Source organism: Halocola ammonii, assembly GCF_049334165.1.
GTDB lineage: Bacteria > Bacteroidota > Bacteroidia > Flavobacteriales_D > Sanyastnellaceae > JBEGHD01.
Genome location: NZ_JBEGHD010000013.1, coordinates 22,287 through 38,078, shown reverse-complemented (window position 1 = coordinate 38,078; position 15,792 = coordinate 22,287). Strand labels below are relative to the sequence as shown.

Genomic DNA, 15,792 nt, shown 5'->3' with positions numbered 1-15,792 from the left:
GTTTTGACAGCTGGTCATCGCTACGACCTCCCGTTTTGGGGACCGCAAAGATAGATTTATTTTGTTCTTTTGCAAAACAGAAAAACAAAAAAATACATTGAAGCACAAAGCAGGTTTTGTAAACATCATTGGCAGTCCAAATGTGGGGAAATCCACTCTCATGAACGGCCTTGTGGGCGAGCGACTTAGCATCATCACATCCAAAGCACAGACTACACGTCACCGAATAATGGGAATTGTAAACGGTGAAGACTTCCAAATTGTCTATTCGGATACTCCCGGAGTGCTCGATGCCAAATACAAACTGCAGGAGTCGATGATGAATTTTGTGGGCTCTGCTCTTGCCGATGCCGATATCATCTTGCTGGTCACCGACCTAAAAGAAAACGAACTCAATCACGAACAGACACTCCAACGAATTGAGAAAGTAGAAATTCCTGTGTTGGTACTGGTAAACAAAGCCGACATGGGCACTCAGGACGAAGTGGCCGACCGGGTGGAATACTGGAGAAAACGCCTTCCGAATGCGCAAGTAGCCCCTATCTCTGCTCTGCACAAGTTCAACCTCGACATGGTGCTCGAAAAGATCAAATCGCTGCTACCCGAAAATCCACCGTTTTTCCCCAAGGACGAACTGACCGACCGACCAATGCGATTTTTTATGTCGGAAATTATTCGTGAAAAAATTCTTCTGCTCTACAAGCAAGAGATTCCCTACGCCTCGGAAGTGCTCATCGAAGAGTTTAAAGAGGAGGAAAAAATCATTCGCATCAGTGCTGTCATCATTGTAAACCGCGATTCGCAGAAAGGAATTCTCATTGGCAAAAAAGGCTCGATGCTAAAACGAGTGGGAACTGAAGCTCGAAAAGACATGGAGGTATTCCTGGAGAAAAAAGTCTTCCTACAGCTCTACGTGAAAGTCGACAAGGACTGGCGCGAAAACGAGAACAAACTGAAAAAATACGGTTACCTGGAATGATCAGTTTTCCCAACGCCAAGATAAATCTAGGTCTCAACATCACTAAGAAGAGAGAGGATGGATTTCACGAAATAGAAAGTGTTTTTTATCCTGTGAAATGGCAGGATGCACTGGAAATCTCACCCCGAGAGGATGAAAAGGTCCACTTTCGAGTGGAAGGGATGAAAAAGATTCAGGAGTGGGAAATTGGCGACCTGGCTACTGAAGAGGAAATCGCTGACTACCGGCACATTGATGACCTAAACCCTCCAAGAAATCTCTGCGAAAAAGCCTATTCGCTGATGCAGGAAAAATTCGACATCCCCGGAGCTGACATTTTTCTCAAGAAACATATTCCAATAGGTGCCGGCCTGGGCGGTGGAAGCAGCGATGCATCCTTCACTCTGAGAATGGTCAATGACCTCTACAACCTGAATTGCAGCAACGAAGAATTGAAAAACCTCTCTGCAAAGCTCGGTAGCGACTGTCCCTTTTTCATTGAAAACCGCCCCATGTATGTGTCAGGAAGAGGCGATGAAATGGAACCAATTGATCTCAAACTGACTGGCTACCACATTGTTTTAATCTATCCAGGAATAAAAATTTCTACAAAGTGGGCCTACAAAAACATTTCACCACAAGAGTCTGAGATGGATTTAAAAACCATTGTAAAGCTAGATTTCACGCAGTGGAGAGAACATCTCAAGAATGACTTTCAGAGTGTGATTGTGAAGGAGCGCCCGCACATCAAGAAACAAATTCATCAGCTTTATGACCGTGGAGCTGTGTATGCGGCCATGTCCGGCAGCGGCTCAACAGTTTTTGGAATATTTCGGGATTTCCCGGAAGGAATTGAATACGGCCCTGACGACATTCACGTGACCTTGCCTCTTTAGTCTTCTGGCGAAAACCCTTAACCGCTCTACTTCGGAGCTCTTTTGCAAAGGATTAACCCAAAAATCAGGAACATGAAATTCGGCATCCACGCTTTCTCGACTGAGCTCGAGAACCTTCCATCGCGCAAGCCGTTTTTCGAGATAAAAGGCGAGGGTTTTGAAAAGAAAGTGAAGAGCTAAACCTAATTACTTCGGTGCTCTTTGATATAAAATAAGTCCGAAGATCAAGAAAATGAAATTCGGCATCCACACCGCGAGCATCGGGGGAATGTCCACACTAACAGCCGCTACGTTAAACATCCGCTGAAAAAATATAAAGAGAAAACCGATCAGAACCGCCATCAGCAGGTGAACTCCCATCCCTCCCCGCTTTTTGCGAGAAGCAATAGAAAATCCGATGAGAGTGAGAACGAGAATGGAAAACGCATTTGACGTTCGCTGGTATTTTTCAATTTGCCACTGCGGCACCTTATCTGAACCTTTCGCCTTTTCATCCTCAATAAACTGATTCAGCTCAAAGTAATTCATGGCAAATACATTCTCGTCACGTTGTCCAAAATCAGAAATCCTGAGGTTCAAAGTCGTATCGACCTTTTTATGTGTGACCAATTCTTCAGTTCCGTCTGGCAGGTATTTTCTCACCTGCACATCGTAGAGCGTCCAGATTGTATCTTCTGGATTGAAAACAGCCTTTGACGCAAAGAGCTTTTCTTTGAGTTGCTCGCCTTCAGTCCAGTGCTCGATAGAAAAATCATGACCTCGATTAGCACTCGCCCTGATGGTTCGGAAATAATAAATCGTACCCGGTTGGAGCTCACGATGCAAGTTGGTCTGCTCGATATTGAAAGTGTGCCGAATGTGCTCATCCTCAAAAGCCAGCCTGACTTCGTTTGCTTTGGGCAAAACAAAATGTACAATTAGCAATGAGAACACGACCAAAAGAGAGGCAGCCATCATGAAAGGCACCAACAATCGCTGAAAACTAACACCACTACTTAGTATAGCCACCAGCTCCGACTTTTGAGCGAGGTTGCTAGTCACCAGAATGACGGTGAGAAAAATCAACAAGCCGCTTAACAAGTTGGCGTAAAAGAAAATAAAATTAATGTAGTACTCTGTAATGATCTCCCAAACTGTTGCCTCTGCCGTAATCAGGTCGTCAATGCGTTCTGAAACATCCATCACCACAGCAATCACAATGAAAGCTCCAATCATGAAAAAGAACATCTGAAGGTACTTCCTGATGATATATAGATCGAGTGTTTTCAATCAGCTGCCGTTTAGAGTCTCTCTGTTAGTTTAGGAACCATCTGATTCTTCCAACTCGCAAACGTTCCTTCTTCAATTTTCTTTCGTGCCTCTTTCACCAAAGCAAGATAAAAGGACAAATTGTGGAGCGAAGCAATCTGCATTGCCAACAATTCATTGGCGGCAAAAAGGTGTCTCACATAGGCTTTTGAGTAAAACTGATCTACGTAAGAATCGCCATCTGGGTCCAGGGCTGAAAAATCGTTTTCCCACTTTTTGTTTCGCATGTTCATAGTCCCGTTCCACGTAAACAGCATTCCATTGCGTGCATTTCGGGTGGGCATCACACAATCGAACAAGTCCACTCCAAGCGCAATGCATTCAAGCAAGTTGGCGGGTGTTCCGACACCCATCAGATATCGCGGCTTGTCTTCGGGCAGAATATCGCAGACCAACTCGGTCATGGCGTACATATCTTCGTGAGGTTCTCCTACAGAAAGTCCACCAATGGCATTTCCATCCGCATTTTTCGATGCGATCACTTCAGCGCTTTGCTTTCTGAGCTCCGGATAAGTGCTTCCCTGGACAATTGGGAAAAGCGACTGATTGTAGCCGTATTTCGGATCCGTTTCTCCTAGTCGGTCAATGCACCTGTCGAGCCAGCGGTGAGTCATTTCCATACTCTTTCTTGCGTACTCAAACTCGCACGGGTAGGGAGTGCATTCGTCAAAGGCCATGATGATGTCAGCTCCGATTGTTCGTTGTGTATCCATCACATTTTCCGGAGTGAAGAGATGAGTTGAGCCATCGATATGCGACTTAAACTTCACTCCCTCTTCCTTAATTTTTCTGTTGTCTGAAAGTGAGTAAACCTGATAGCCTCCACTATCTGTAAGAATCGGCCGATCCCAGTTTATGAACTTGTGCAAACCTCCAGCCTGTTCCAAAATATCCAGTCCAGGACGCAAGTAAAGGTGGTAGGTGTTACCGAGGATAATCTCCGCCCTCACGTCCTTTTTCAGGTCTTGCTGAGTCACAGCTTTCACCGAACCGGCCGTGCCAACGGGCATAAAGATCGGTGTTTGAATTTCACCGTGGTCGGTAGTGAGTTTGCCAGTTCTGGCTTTAGAATTAGGGTCCGTTTTCTGAAGTTCGAATTGCATATTTGTGGCTTTGACGGTGGCAAAAGTACGGAATTCAACTGCGGTGGTGGCAACCTCGATTTTTGCTATTTTCGGACGATTTTGAACCGATGATAGGAACTTTAGTAAATACCGGAACCGTAGCTCTAGGAGCCACCATTGGTCTGTTGCTCAATAAGAGATTGCCCGAGAAATACACCTCCATCATCTTTCAGGTGCTCGGGCTGTTCACGATTTTTATCGGCATTTCGATGGCCATGAAATCCGGCAACTACCTCATCCTGATTTTTGGTTTACTAACCGGTGGAATAATTGGAGAAGCCCTGAGATTGGAAAACAGAATTAACAACCTGAGTGACAAACTGAAAAATCGCACCGCTAAAAATGATGACAAATTTACCCAGGGTTTAGTGACAGCATTCATGCTTTTTTGCGTAGGCTCGATGACAGTCATCGGCACCTTTGAAGAGGGACTCACCGGCAAGCGCGACACAATTCTCACCAAGAGCTTGATGGACCTTTTCTCCTCAATTGCCCTGGCTTCAGCTTTCGGACGAGGAGTCATTTTTTCAATAATTCCACTATTTCTCTATCAGGCCGGACTCACGCTCGGTGCTGAGTTTTTCAAAGATTTTCTTTCTCCTGAAATGATTGACGAGCTCTCTGCAAGTGGCGGAATTATGCTCGTTGGCCTCGGGATTTCCATTCTCGATCTCAAAAAAATCAGAGTCATCAACATGCTACCAGCTTTGGTAATGGCAGTCTTACTCACCTGGATTGCTCAGCACTTTGGGTTCTATGCGATTTAATTGCTAAGGTAGCCATCACTCCTCTGTGGTCCGAACCCGGAATCGATAGTCCTTTCATTGATGCACAGGCAAACCCTTCACTGTAGTAAATTTGATCAATCGGAATCAGCGGAAAAATATTTGCCGGATAAGTGGGAATCCAGCCTCCTGAAGCTCTCGACAAATTAGCTTCGGTTTCGAGGCTTTTGAGATTGCTGTCCCAGGAGACTGTGTTGTAATCGCCAAACGTAACTACCGGACCTTGCTTCTCCTTTGCCCAAGTGGCAATCATTCTTAAATGCTGGTTTCTCAATTTATAATTGAGCGGGGTGGTAGGTACGTGCAAATGACTTGATAAAAAATGCACCTCTCCTGTCGGCAGTTCGATAGTTCCCTCGATGTTCTCCAGACCTACCATTTCTGATTTTTTGAAAGTAGCTGGACGTTTGGAAAAAACGGCTACACCATAGAATCCACTTTCATCTGGCAGTCCATAGCTCCATGGGTATTCTTTTCTCAATCCGGCTTCCAACCTTCTCATCCATTGGCTGTCGAGTTCCTGAACGCTCACGAGTTGCGCCTCATTGTCTTTTATCATCTCTACTACTTTCTCGTAGCTCTGATTGTTTCGCTTCAAATTAAACTGAGCTACCTTTAGCGAATCCTTTGGAGAAAAGTCAGTTTGATCATTTGAAACGAAAGGAATCATGAATTGCAATAAAATCAGGGACGACAAAAAACAGCCTGCAGCCAGGCCTTTCCATTTGAACAAAAGAAAAATCAAAGCCAGGATAGGCAGTGCAGTGAGAGCTTGAAACAGAAAAGCCTTGGCCAGACTGATGATAAAAAGCTCATCTGGCAAAATCAACCAAATGGTGAAGACTAATGGCAAAATCATAGCCGCCAGAAAACGAATGGAAACTCTATTCATCGTAGTTCAGTTTTGAGAGTCGATAGTCTCGCAAATTCCAGGAAACCCAACTCTCGGATTTGTTCCTGTTGATGCGCCCTGACACCTTGTATCGAATATGATGCTTTAGCTCCAAAGCTCTTTCACGATTCATTTCTCCCCCCTCTTCAAGCAGCATTTCTGCATGATCATGAATTGCTGGAAGTGCTCCAACGGAAAGTCTACGTAAGTAATTGTAGTTTATTTCTTCAGGGGGCGCTGCAGACAAATTGTAGCGGGCAATCACACCATCCCAGTTAAAAACAGAAAGAAGTGAGAGCACAGTGAAAACCGACAAAAAGTTGACCCTAACTACTTGAGTGATCGTTTGTTTGTTTTTGATCTTGAAGTAGACGGTCACCAACCCGATGATTACCAGAATCAAAAAGACGAAAACACCGATTCTTTTGTAGGTAATTGCATTGTAAGCTGCGATATAGTGCCAGTTTCTGATTGCAATTGAAATGACCAAAATGAAGTTTTGAAGGAGCCACAACCCTGCGAGAACCCTGAGCTTCTTGTTTTCAGGATAAAAATTGAGATTTCCTCTGAAGTAGAACAAAATCAGAGTCATGGAAACCAGAATGCTCAAAATCAAAATGTAGGTCCCTTCGTGAACAAACTGCGACAGATTTTCGACATCACTCCGGTCGAACGAAAACCACACCCACGAGACATCAATTGTGTTTATGATCAGCAATAAAAAATTCATTGCACCGAAGACAAGCAGAGCGATTAAATACTCCTTTTTCAGGTCCGTAATTTTATTGAAGAGAGCACTTTGCTTTGGCTTTCTGATCCTTTTCAGGTTCAGCTTTAACTGACTGTCAAATCCACCAAAAACTTTGATTCCTCCATAAACGATGGCAAAGCTGCCTATCCAAAATCCGAGAATCAAAAACAAGAATTTCAAAAAGGAAAGGTTCTCTAATTTCTTCTCGATGAAAACTGCCACATCTTCCACTACAGCCTCGACCCAGCTACCAAATACCGGATTGCCGGCAGAGTAGAGAATCGTAAAAAAGCCGACAATTACAATCGGAACAATCGCTACCTTAATAGCAAACTTTCTTTTGCCTGACTTACCAGACAAACGATTTGGAAGCTTTGGAAGAGTTAAGGTGCGAAATGGAGAAACCAGCAAATTGACAAGAATCGATGGAAAGAGAAAAATCATAGACTTTCTTTCTCCCTCGTGGTAGCTGGCCAGAGCAAAGCTAAAAGTGAGCACATACATAAAAATGCTCCATGAAGAATTCACGAGCACCACTCCAAGAGCAGCAAATCCGTGGCAACAGATTAGAATCAGTTGAGGTAGTTCGGGCATTTGTCGATCTCTCAAAAACAGATAACCGAAAATGCCAGAAGAGTAGATCAGTGTATTGAGGCCGTCTGATTCTCCATAAAACATCAGATAATGTAGAATCGTGAAGACAAGGACAATCAGAAATGGATTAACTTTTTTCATTTTTCAAAGTGCTTTGTTTTTCAAAGTGTATTTTCAAAAAAATATTATTTGTTGCTTTTCAATAATTTTTCGAGGGCATCGAGGTGATCAGAAAAGGCCTTTCTACCTTCCTGAGTTGCCCGGTAAGCTGTATTGGGCTTGTTTTTCACGAATCGCTTTCTGACTTCCACATAGTTCTTTTTGGACAGATTACTGATATGACTCGCCAGGTTTCCATCAGTAAGGTCGAGCGTTTCTTTCAATTCGCTGTACTCCACCCAGTCATTCACCACCAGCACGCTCATGATGCCCAGCCGCACGCGGTTTTCAAAAGCCTTATTTAATCTAGCCAGATACTTTTTCATTGTTCGTGGCGAACATACATTACAATTCCGTATAAAATGTGCAGCACCCCAAAACCAATGGCCCAAAACAGCAAGCCATAGCCAATTACTGCAGTGGCTGCGATGCCGAGAATAATCTCCAAAATTCCGAGATAGCGTACTTCGTTGAGCGTATAGTGACTTCCGCTTACCAGAGCTAATCCATAAAAGATGAGCATCGAAGGCGCAATCAATCCAACCCATCCGTGGTAAAGAAGAATCATACAAAACGCACCCCCTGCAGCAAGCGGAATTAGCAAGCTTACCGCGAGTCGCTTTGCAGGTCCTCCCAGAAGCTGTTGTCCATCTTTTTTTGCTTTCTTTCTGGTCAGATACATCCCGGCAGTCAAAGAAATAAGCAACACAAGAGCAGCATCAATCAGGCAAAACCAAAGCGCATCGGATGTCCAGTTTATTCCTGAACTATCTACAATTGAATACCTCTGAGACAACAGAGGCTTAGCCATGTCCAAATAGAAGTACGCGGCAGCGGCTCCCAACAGAGCAGTCAGTCCTGCAACAACTCCCGACAATCCGCTAAGTGAAATAAATCTGGAGGAACGCATCATCAACGTGCGGATCTCATCCAATTTTTCTAGTTCGTTTGATTTATCCATAGAAAGTACTTTGTGTTACAAAGCTAAAATAAAAGTTGAATATTGATCTCTTAAAATCTGTCAAAAATTCAGTCCCGGACAATTGCAAACTGCCTTAATGTCTGTTTTTCAGTTGTTTAAGGTCATTTTGACACAGTGAAATTGAGATCGAACATGAATTTGTCTTTTGGCATTTGAGTTGAAAAGGATTGGTCAAACAGAATTGAAAACCCTAAAAAATAAGAAACTATGTCACTTGTAAAATTCAGAAACAGACCCACAAAACCTTCATTGTTTGATGTGTTTTTCGATGATTTCCTGGATAAGAACGTAACAGGCTCTGGCGGTTTTGGACTGATGAACGCCAGTACACCAAAGGCCAATATCCGAGAAGAAGAAAATCAATACACTGTTGAGCTTGCCGCTCCTGGTTACGACAAAAAAGACTTCAATGTAGAGGTTGAAGACAATCAATTGATTTTGTCAGTTGAGAAAACAATGGAAAACGCAGAAGAACAAGAAAACTTCAAACATCAGGAATATCGCTTTGAAAGCTTTTCCCGCTCCTTCAATCTTCCTGAAGATATTGATGAGGAAAAGATCAAAGCCAATTATCACGATGGGATACTGAAAATTGAAATTCCTCGCGACACTAAAAAACTCGAAGAAAAGAAGAAAAGAATCGAAGTAGCCTAGTCTCATTTTTTGTGAATGAATGACAAATCCGAAATCGTTACCCACGGTTTCGGATTTCTTTTTAGCCTAGTATTCAAAGGGGATACAGATCAAAACTACAGGCGTGTTTAATCTTTTTTTGATTTGGTTGAACAACACTGCGTGGTCACTGTTCTAAAAGTGATCATTGAGGCGATTAGCTGATTTGACGATTTTGTTTTCATTATGGCCCTGCCGGTTTCCGGTGGGGCCATTTTGATTTTAATCGTCTGTGGAAATTGTAGCTGTAGCGAAATAATCCATGTACTTCAGACCTCTTTCAACGTAAAGAGGATCATGAGTAAAAGGCTTTCCGAAAAGCGGGTATTTTCTCCCGGTGTTATGCAAATGAAATGCGTCTTTAAACTCCCTCTCGCGGAGTGAATGCCCATAATTTTGCTCGATCCACTCTATTCCATATTTCACTGCCTCTTCCCCTCTTATGTCTGCTATGTTGGTTCCCAAGCCGATGCACTTATAGCCCATGAGCTGAAAAGGGCCCCAGGAAGTGGCGAGGTTTTTCAGAGCGGCATCTGTTGAGTTGGCGACATCCGCTTTTCTGAGGTCCTCAAGCTTTTTCCTCTTTCCGGATTTCAGGTTTTGAAGCCTTCGATAAACTACGGGTTCGAATCTGGTTCCCGCAGGATTGCGGCCACTGCACTCAAGAACAATCAGTGCCATAAAATACTCACGGGGCAAACTCTTTTCCTTGGCAATTTTAGTTACCAATTCACCATAGTTTCTCTCTGCCAGCTCGAGTTGTCCAATGTCCGATTGCATTTCACGCTGAAGCTTTCGCCTCAATTCCTCTTTGCGATTTTGCTGGAAGGCCTGCCAGGCGAAGACCAAAAGGACAACAAAAAACATAGCCGAAAAAAATAGCCAGTTTATTCTCCTCTTTCTTTTCCTCGCTCTTCTTCCTGCCATTACTTTTCTGACTATCCGTTAGATTTCTTTTTTTCGCTTACCTTTTCAAATTTAGCATTTCAAAGAAAATTCATTTAACACGATGGCTGCAAACAAATACGCCCTCCTCCGCTACCGCATTATCGATCGTTGCCTGACAAACTCCGCACGGCCTTTTCCTTCTAAAGAGGATCTTCGCGAAGCATGTGAAGAATCGCTTTTTGGCAGTTCCGGAGAGAATGTCTCCATCTCCACCATCGAAAAAGACATGTGGGCCATGAAAAACGAATCGGAGCTGGGGTTCTATGCCCCCATAGCCTACAATCCGCAGGAGCGAGGCTACTACTACGAAGACCCTGAATACACCATTCAGAATATCTCTCTCAACGATGAAGACCTCAACGCCATTCGCTTTGCAGTAAACACGCTTGAGCAGTTTAGAGATATGCCCATTTTCAGTCAATTTGGAAATGCCATTGGCAAAATCACCGATCGCCTCAAGATTTCACCGGATGTGCAGGACGCAGCTATTGGTAAGTATGTCCAGTTCGAACAAGCCCCGGAAGTAGGTGGAACGGAGTTTCTCGCTCCCCTACTCGATGCCATAAAGTCCAGAAAATCCGTAAAATTCAACTATCAAAAGTTTTCTACGGACGAGTTGAAAAGCTATCACCTCGATCCATACCTCCTAAAGGAATACCGCAACAGATGGTACGTGATTGGTTACTCACCAGCACGCGAAGACTTTCTCACTTTCGGGCTAGACAGGTTGAGCAATTTGGATGTGGGTGATCAAAAATTCGAAGTAATGAAAAGCTTCAACGCGGATCGCTTTTTTCGCCACAGTATAGGTATCACCGAAGGCGGCAAAGAACCCGAAGATATCGTTCTCGAGTTTGCACCCGTTCAGGGAAAATACATTCTGAGCAGTCCGCTTCACCACTCTCAGCAGGTGATAAACGAAGATTCCATAGGAATTACCATCTCTCTGCACGCACTCATCACTTTTGAACTTGTTCAGCAGCTGCTGAGTTTCGGTAGCTCAGTTAAGGTGAAAGAGCCCAGTGAGCTCCGTGAGAGACTGATTAAAGAGCATAAAAAAGCCATCTCTATTTATTGATATACTGATAGCTATGGATTTTTCTGAAGGTCCGTAAATAGATTACGAACCGCAATTGGTACTTCGTATCGTCAAACAATTAAAAACGATACGCTATGTACACAATCGCAGACGCCAAACGATACATCGATTCTTTTTCAAGACCGAACGGATACAATACCTACGCCTGGAATGTGACCAAGAAGATGGCACTCGAAGTGTGGGATTGCTACTTGCACAACCGTCCATTTAGAAAACCTATTAATTACCTCTGCCAGGAATTCTATAATATGATCAAAAAACCTGACGGTCAATACATTGTCCCCGAACAATCTTTCAGAAAACTCTAACAAGTTGATCTGCAGGAATTCAAGAGCTCCGATTTCACAATAACCATGTGACTTCGGAGCCTTTTTACAATTAAAAACCTATCACAATCTTCTCGTTTTGAATCAAGTAATCGGATCTTATCTACACAATTGTGTTCAAAACTAGCAATCGAAAACAGCCGAAAATCCAATCGATCCAGTACTTTTGATAAGCTTGCAAATTTTAAGCGATTGAAATCAGACATTTACCGACTTTTTAACGTCATTCGTCTGGTTTTTCAAGGGATTAGTCGTATTTTTACTAACTTTGTCGCAAATTATATAACCTTGTCATGAGTTCTATTTCGGATTACACATTGCCAGATCTCGCTGCCGTTATAGAACAGTTGTATGCTCAAAACTTTGAATCTGAGCACCCTCACAAAATCATCTTTTCTTATCAAGGCTCGTTCAGCACCAGAAAGGTGGACTCTACACTGGAACTGGTGGAGGAGGGAATTTTAGAATCTGGAGGCAAGCGCAAAATCATGAAGCGCATTTGTAGTGTGCTAATCGAAGTTCTTCAAAACGGCACAGTTCATTCGGCAAAAGACAAGGAGGGTCGTCCTCACAACACACTTATAATTAACTCCTCCACGGAACATTTTCAAATTATTGCCGGCAACCTCATCTTAAACGAAGAGGCCAATCCAATCAGAAAAAAGATTGAGGCGATGAACAAGCTCAGCAGAAGTGAGCTCCGAAAACTCTACATAGAAACGCTTTGTAATGAGGAATTTAGCACCAAAGGTGGTGCTGGACTCGGATTCCTCACCATGGCAAAAAAATCTGAATCCCCTATCGAATTCTCAATAGACGCTCTCAACGACACTCTTTCCTATTTTGTTTTAAGGCTATCTTTCAATAGATAAGTCACTTACCCTCCATCTTTTTCTCCACTCAATTTTCATCGAGAATCATTCGTTATCAAAATCGACATCAGCTTTAACATTTTTTTGTAAGTTCAAGGCCGATTTAAATCTTTCATATCAATTCAGGACTACCCAATCAACTCTCATTTTATGTTTTTTAGAATCACTTTGGCAGCCTTCTGCTTGCTGACCTTAACTGCTCAGGGGCAACGCAACCCCGAGCTTATCCATTCTGGAGAAGAAATAGAAAAAGGAATAGAAGACCACGATGAAGGTAATTACGAAGAAGCCCTCGAGCACTATCGAAAGGTGCACCCGGCCGACACCAATTACCTCACCGCAGTCTACGAAAGGGCACTCACGAACCTCGAAATGGAGAATTACGAAAAAGTCTTCGAGCTTTGTGAAAAAGCCATCGCCCTTAACTACCACGAGCCGGAGGTCTACAACACTTACGGTTCGGCTCTCGACTACAGCGAGAAACAAAAGGAGGCCCTTGAGATCTACGACCGCGGACTCGAAGAATTTCCTTACAACATGTCTCTTCAATTCAATAGAGCCCTGGTTTATGAAAACATGGATCAGAGGAAAAAAACCATCGAAGATCTACAGGACCTGGCCCGTTTCAACCCTTTTCACGCATCGAGCCACTTCCGACTGGGAATCATGTCTTCTATGGAAGGTTTGCGAACACAGGCAATTATTTCTCTGGTCGTAGGTATGGCTGTAGAGCCTGGCAGTGGCCGAAGCCTTATGATGCTTTCTTATGCTGATCAGGTAGCTTCAGGCGGAGCTGAAGACATCGGAACAGACGACAAAGATGGCATTGAGTCCGAATTTGAAGAACTCGACCTCATTGTGAAAAACCGACTTGCCATCAACGATAAATACGAAACACCTTCAGACCTCGGTTTCCCGGTGATAAAGCAGGCTCACCTCATTATGACTCAAATCCAAAAAGGCGAAGCCACAAGTGATGGCTTCTGGGGTAGTTACTACTCTCCTATCCTAAAGTGGATCATGGATTCCGGTAATTTTGAAAACTTCGCAATGCTGATTTCCATTAGTGTAGACGACAACTACGTTCGCAATCTGATAGAAAGAAATATTGACGACATAAGAGATTTTAGAGGCGAATTCATTACAAAGATGCGCGAGCTCTATGGAGCGCACTCAATCACCCGAAACGGTGAAGAGCTCGCTGTAGAAAAGTGGTTTCACGATGACTTTTCACTTCAGGCATTTGGAGCCGAAACCAGCAATGGAAAAAATGATGGCTACTGGGAGTACTACTACACCACAGGTCAAATTGAAACTATCGGAGAATTTGACAAAGGCGATCGTATTGGAACCTGGATATCATTTAATCCTCACGGAGATACCTCACAAATTCACCACTTTGAAAATGGCAAACTCAATGGACTTTACAAAACATTTCACGACAACGGTACGCTGAGCGAAATGGGAATGTATGAAGATGGCGAGCTGAATGGAGAACTCGAAGGTTATTTTGATACCGGTCAACTAAGAGCAACAATGACTTTCAAGGACGGTAAACGAGAGGGATCCGTAAAATTTTTCTACAAAACCGGAGAGCTTGAACGTGAGTTCAACATGGTTGGTGGCGAGCTACATGGCGAAATGATTGATTACTATCCCAGCGGGCAGGTTAGCAGCAGACTTGTTTACGAAGACGGTGAAAGAGAAGGTGAATCCGAATCTTTTTATCCGGATGGAACCTTGCAGCAAAAGACCGTTTATAAGGACGATGAGATAGAAGGGCCTTATGTTACCTATTATCAAAACGGCCAGGTAAAGAGCTCTGGTAATGCCAAGGATGGCTCAGTTGCAGGAGCATGGAAATACTTTTACATGGATGGCTCACTTGAGGAAACGAGTGACTTCTCAGAAAATGGAAAAATCAATGGTGAATCTATCAGTTATGATCTCGAAGAACGCCCTTATCAAATTGAGGAGTTCAAAAACGGAGACATCAAAAGAATCACCTTTTTAGACGAAGAAGGTAACGAGATTGCTTCAAATAAAGAAAGGCGAGGCGAGTTGACCACAGAGTTTTACAATTACCACAGAAAGGTAGTTTCAAAAGGAACTTTCAAAGATGGAGAGCGCACTGGCACCTGGCAATATTTTGAAAATGGCGAATTAGAAGAAGAAGAGAACTATGTTGATGGCGATCTTCACGGACCCAACACATCCTGGTTCCCCAACGGAAATATCGATATCGACCGTGAATTCAAATACGGTGAAGCCACCGACTACTACCTCTCAAAATACCGCAACGACACGGTTTATGCTGAAGGGAACTACTATAAAGACAACAGAGAGTGCACCTGGTACTACTATCACCCGAATGGAGAGGTGGAATACGAGTACTGGTATGAAAAAGGTCAGCGAAAAGGTGAACAGAAGACATTCTCTATCACCGGAAACCTGACAACAATCTCTATTTACGACAAACCCGGAGTACTCAGCGGCTACATTTCGTTTGACACTCTCGGAAATGCAATCGACACAGTGATGCTCAAAAATGGAACGGGTAAGGTTGTGCTAAAAGGAAACTCCGGCAAAGACTATTTTAAAGGAGAATATCGCGGTGGAGAAGCTCACGGAATTTTTCAATGGCTCTATCCCGATGGATCTGTAGAAACAGAAGGAAACTACCAGCACGATGAGCGCACTGGCACCTGGAACTATTATCACCCTAACGGGCAAATTTCCAGTCAGGGAGACTACGAGAAGGGAAGCCGCCACGGCACCTGGAATACTTACGACTACTTCGGCAATCCTATTACGGAGCGCGAGTACTTCCATGGTGATTTGCACGGCCAATCTATTTTTCACTATCCCGGAGGTGGCAAGAGATCTGTCAACAACTACGAATACGGAGAGCGCCACGGGCCGTCAACTTTCTACACACCAGATGGCACGATCATCATCCAACGCAATTACGACAAAGGGAAACTCGTTTCTTACACCTACCTCGGTGAAAATGGCGAACTAAAAGCTCCGATCGAAATAGAAAATGAGACCGCTAAGATTGAAGCATTCTTCCCGAATGGGAACAAAAGCGCTGAATATGAAATTGTGCGTGGCTGGTTTCAGGGCGACTATAAACTCTACTACGAAGATGGCACCTTGCTCAAGGAAGTCAACTACATCGATGATTATGCTGCCGGAGGAGATTTTTACTACTACCCTGATGGGTCTGTTTGGCAATCATCAGACAACAAATTCGGAGAAGTGGATGGAGTGGAAAAAGAATTCTATAAAAACGGACAGATTAAATCTGAAATAAACTACATCATGGGTCAGATGCATGGAAAATGTGAGTATTTTGACAAAGCTGGTAAGTCACTAGATCGACTGACTTACTACAATGACGACCCGGTGAAAATGTAATGACCC

Annotated in this window: 15 protein-coding genes; 8 read left to right on the top strand and 7 right to left on the bottom strand. The window is 43.6% G+C overall.

Features of this window, described 5'->3' with window-relative positions; translation table 11 throughout:
- Positions 1-97: 97 nt before the first annotated feature.
- Positions 98-979 (top strand): GTPase Era, encoded by an 882-nt coding sequence (gene era / locus ABHV44_RS13065; protein WP_459075147.1) that lies wholly within the window; start codon positions 98-100, stop codon positions 977-979.
- Positions 976-1,854, top strand: coding sequence for a 4-(cytidine 5'-diphospho)-2-C-methyl-D-erythritol kinase (gene ispE, locus ABHV44_RS13060; protein WP_459075146.1), 879 nt, complete (start codon positions 976-978; stop codon positions 1,852-1,854). The genes era and ispE overlap by 4 nt, the downstream gene beginning before the upstream one ends.
- 186 nt (positions 1,855-2,040) lie before the next feature.
- On the opposite strand, the gene ABHV44_RS13055 is transcribed toward ispE, so the two are convergent.
- Both ABHV44_RS13055 and tgt read right to left on the bottom strand, forming a co-directional pair.
- The gene (locus ABHV44_RS13055; protein ID WP_459075145.1) at positions 2,041-3,123 is read right to left on the bottom strand and encodes an LptF/LptG family permease; all 1,083 of its coding nucleotides are present in this window, start codon (positions 3,121-3,123) and stop codon (positions 2,041-2,043) included.
- An 11-nt stretch (positions 3,124-3,134) separates the two neighbouring features.
- Positions 3,135-4,265 carry a tRNA guanosine(34) transglycosylase Tgt gene (gene tgt, locus ABHV44_RS13050; protein WP_459075144.1) on the bottom strand — a complete coding sequence of 377 codons (1,131 nt, stop codon included), beginning with the start codon at positions 4,263-4,265 and terminating at the stop codon, positions 3,135-3,137.
- 89 nt (positions 4,266-4,354) lie between these two features.
- Between tgt and ABHV44_RS13045 the strand changes: the two genes are divergently transcribed.
- A complete protein-coding gene (locus tag ABHV44_RS13045) occupies positions 4,355-5,053 on the top strand; it encodes a DUF554 domain-containing protein (protein WP_459075143.1) in 699 nt (232 codons plus the stop codon).
- Here ABHV44_RS13045 and ABHV44_RS13040 read toward each other — a convergent pair.
- Genes ABHV44_RS13040 through ABHV44_RS13025 form a run of 4 tightly spaced genes read right to left on the bottom strand, consistent with a single transcriptional unit; the run spans position 5,013 to position 8,428 of the window.
- The gene (locus ABHV44_RS13040; protein WP_459075142.1) at positions 5,013-5,963 is read right to left on the bottom strand and encodes an endonuclease/exonuclease/phosphatase family protein; all 951 of its coding nucleotides are present in this window, start codon (positions 5,961-5,963) and stop codon (positions 5,013-5,015) included. The genes ABHV44_RS13045 and ABHV44_RS13040 overlap by 41 nt on opposite strands.
- Entirely contained in the window at positions 5,956-7,449 is a 1,494-nt protein-coding gene (locus tag ABHV44_RS13035) for a DUF4153 domain-containing protein (protein ID WP_459075141.1), read from the bottom strand. The genes ABHV44_RS13040 and ABHV44_RS13035 overlap by 8 nt, the downstream gene beginning before the upstream one ends.
- 44 nt (positions 7,450-7,493) lie before the next feature.
- On the bottom strand, positions 7,494-7,793 hold the full coding sequence (locus tag ABHV44_RS13030; RefSeq protein WP_459075140.1) for a winged helix-turn-helix domain-containing protein: 300 nt from the start codon (positions 7,791-7,793) through the stop codon (positions 7,494-7,496).
- Entirely contained in the window at positions 7,790-8,428 is a 639-nt protein-coding gene (locus ABHV44_RS13025) for a hypothetical protein (protein ID WP_459075139.1), read from the bottom strand. Before ABHV44_RS13025 ends, ABHV44_RS13030 begins: the two co-directional genes overlap by 4 nt.
- Positions 8,429-8,656: 228 nt before the next feature.
- Here ABHV44_RS13025 and ABHV44_RS13020 point away from each other — a divergent pair, with 228 nt between their 5' ends.
- Positions 8,657-9,103 carry an Hsp20/alpha crystallin family protein gene (locus ABHV44_RS13020; RefSeq protein WP_459075138.1) on the top strand — a complete coding sequence of 149 codons (447 nt, stop codon included), beginning with the start codon at positions 8,657-8,659 and terminating at the stop codon, positions 9,101-9,103.
- A gap of 240 nt (positions 9,104-9,343) precedes the next feature.
- Here ABHV44_RS13020 and ABHV44_RS13015 read toward each other — a convergent pair whose 3' ends face one another.
- The gene (locus ABHV44_RS13015) at positions 9,344-9,988 is read right to left on the bottom strand and encodes a hypothetical protein (protein WP_459075137.1); all 645 of its coding nucleotides are present in this window, start codon (positions 9,986-9,988) and stop codon (positions 9,344-9,346) included.
- Positions 9,989-10,130: 142 nt separating this feature from the next.
- Here ABHV44_RS13015 and ABHV44_RS13010 point away from each other — a divergent pair, with 142 nt between their 5' ends.
- The 4 genes from ABHV44_RS13010 (at position 10,131) to ABHV44_RS12995 (ending at position 15,786) form a co-directional block, all read left to right on the top strand.
- A complete protein-coding gene (locus ABHV44_RS13010) occupies positions 10,131-11,147 on the top strand; it encodes a helix-turn-helix transcriptional regulator (RefSeq protein WP_459075136.1) in 1,017 nt (338 codons plus the stop codon).
- A gap of 95 nt (positions 11,148-11,242) precedes the next feature.
- Complete coding sequence (locus ABHV44_RS13005; RefSeq protein ID WP_459075135.1) at positions 11,243-11,476, top strand: hypothetical protein; 234 nt, start codon at positions 11,243-11,245, stop codon at positions 11,474-11,476.
- A 311-nt stretch (positions 11,477-11,787) separates the two neighbouring features.
- The gene (locus ABHV44_RS13000) at positions 11,788-12,366 is read left to right on the top strand and encodes a SiaB family protein kinase (RefSeq protein WP_459075134.1); all 579 of its coding nucleotides are present in this window, start codon (positions 11,788-11,790) and stop codon (positions 12,364-12,366) included.
- Between the two features lie 150 nt (positions 12,367-12,516).
- Positions 12,517-15,786: a hypothetical protein gene (locus tag ABHV44_RS12995; RefSeq protein ID WP_459075133.1), complete on the top strand. Its 3,270-nt coding sequence runs from the start codon at positions 12,517-12,519 to the stop codon at positions 15,784-15,786.
- Positions 15,787-15,792: the final 6 nt, after the last annotated feature.

Coding starts and splice junctions, on each gene's coding strand:
- ABHV44_RS13035 (WP_459075141.1), bottom strand. CDS start 7,449: ATGAAAAAAGTTAATCCATTTCTGATTGTCCTTGTCTTCACGATTCTA.
- ABHV44_RS13020 (WP_459075138.1), top strand. CDS start 8,657: ATGTCACTTGTAAAATTCAGAAACAGACCCACAAAACCTTCATTGTTT.
- ABHV44_RS12995 (WP_459075133.1), top strand. CDS start 12,517: ATGTTTTTTAGAATCACTTTGGCAGCCTTCTGCTTGCTGACCTTAACT.
- ABHV44_RS13000 (WP_459075134.1), top strand. CDS start 11,788: ATGAGTTCTATTTCGGATTACACATTGCCAGATCTCGCTGCCGTTATA.
- ABHV44_RS13030 (WP_459075140.1), bottom strand. CDS start 7,793: ATGAAAAAGTATCTGGCTAGATTAAATAAGGCTTTTGAAAACCGCGTG.
- ABHV44_RS13010 (WP_459075136.1), top strand. CDS start 10,131: ATGGCTGCAAACAAATACGCCCTCCTCCGCTACCGCATTATCGATCGT.
- ABHV44_RS13025 (WP_459075139.1), bottom strand. CDS start 8,428: ATGGATAAATCAAACGAACTAGAAAAATTGGATGAGATCCGCACGTTG.
- tgt (WP_459075144.1), bottom strand. CDS start 4,265: ATGCAATTCGAACTTCAGAAAACGGACCCTAATTCTAAAGCCAGAACT.
- ABHV44_RS13040 (WP_459075142.1), bottom strand. CDS start 5,963: ATGAATAGAGTTTCCATTCGTTTTCTGGCGGCTATGATTTTGCCATTA.
- ABHV44_RS13045 (WP_459075143.1), top strand. CDS start 4,355: ATGATAGGAACTTTAGTAAATACCGGAACCGTAGCTCTAGGAGCCACC.
- ABHV44_RS13015 (WP_459075137.1), bottom strand. CDS start 9,988: ATGTTTTTTGTTGTCCTTTTGGTCTTCGCCTGGCAGGCCTTCCAGCAA.
- ABHV44_RS13005 (WP_459075135.1), top strand. CDS start 11,243: ATGTACACAATCGCAGACGCCAAACGATACATCGATTCTTTTTCAAGA.
- ispE (WP_459075146.1), top strand. CDS start 976: ATGATCAGTTTTCCCAACGCCAAGATAAATCTAGGTCTCAACATCACT.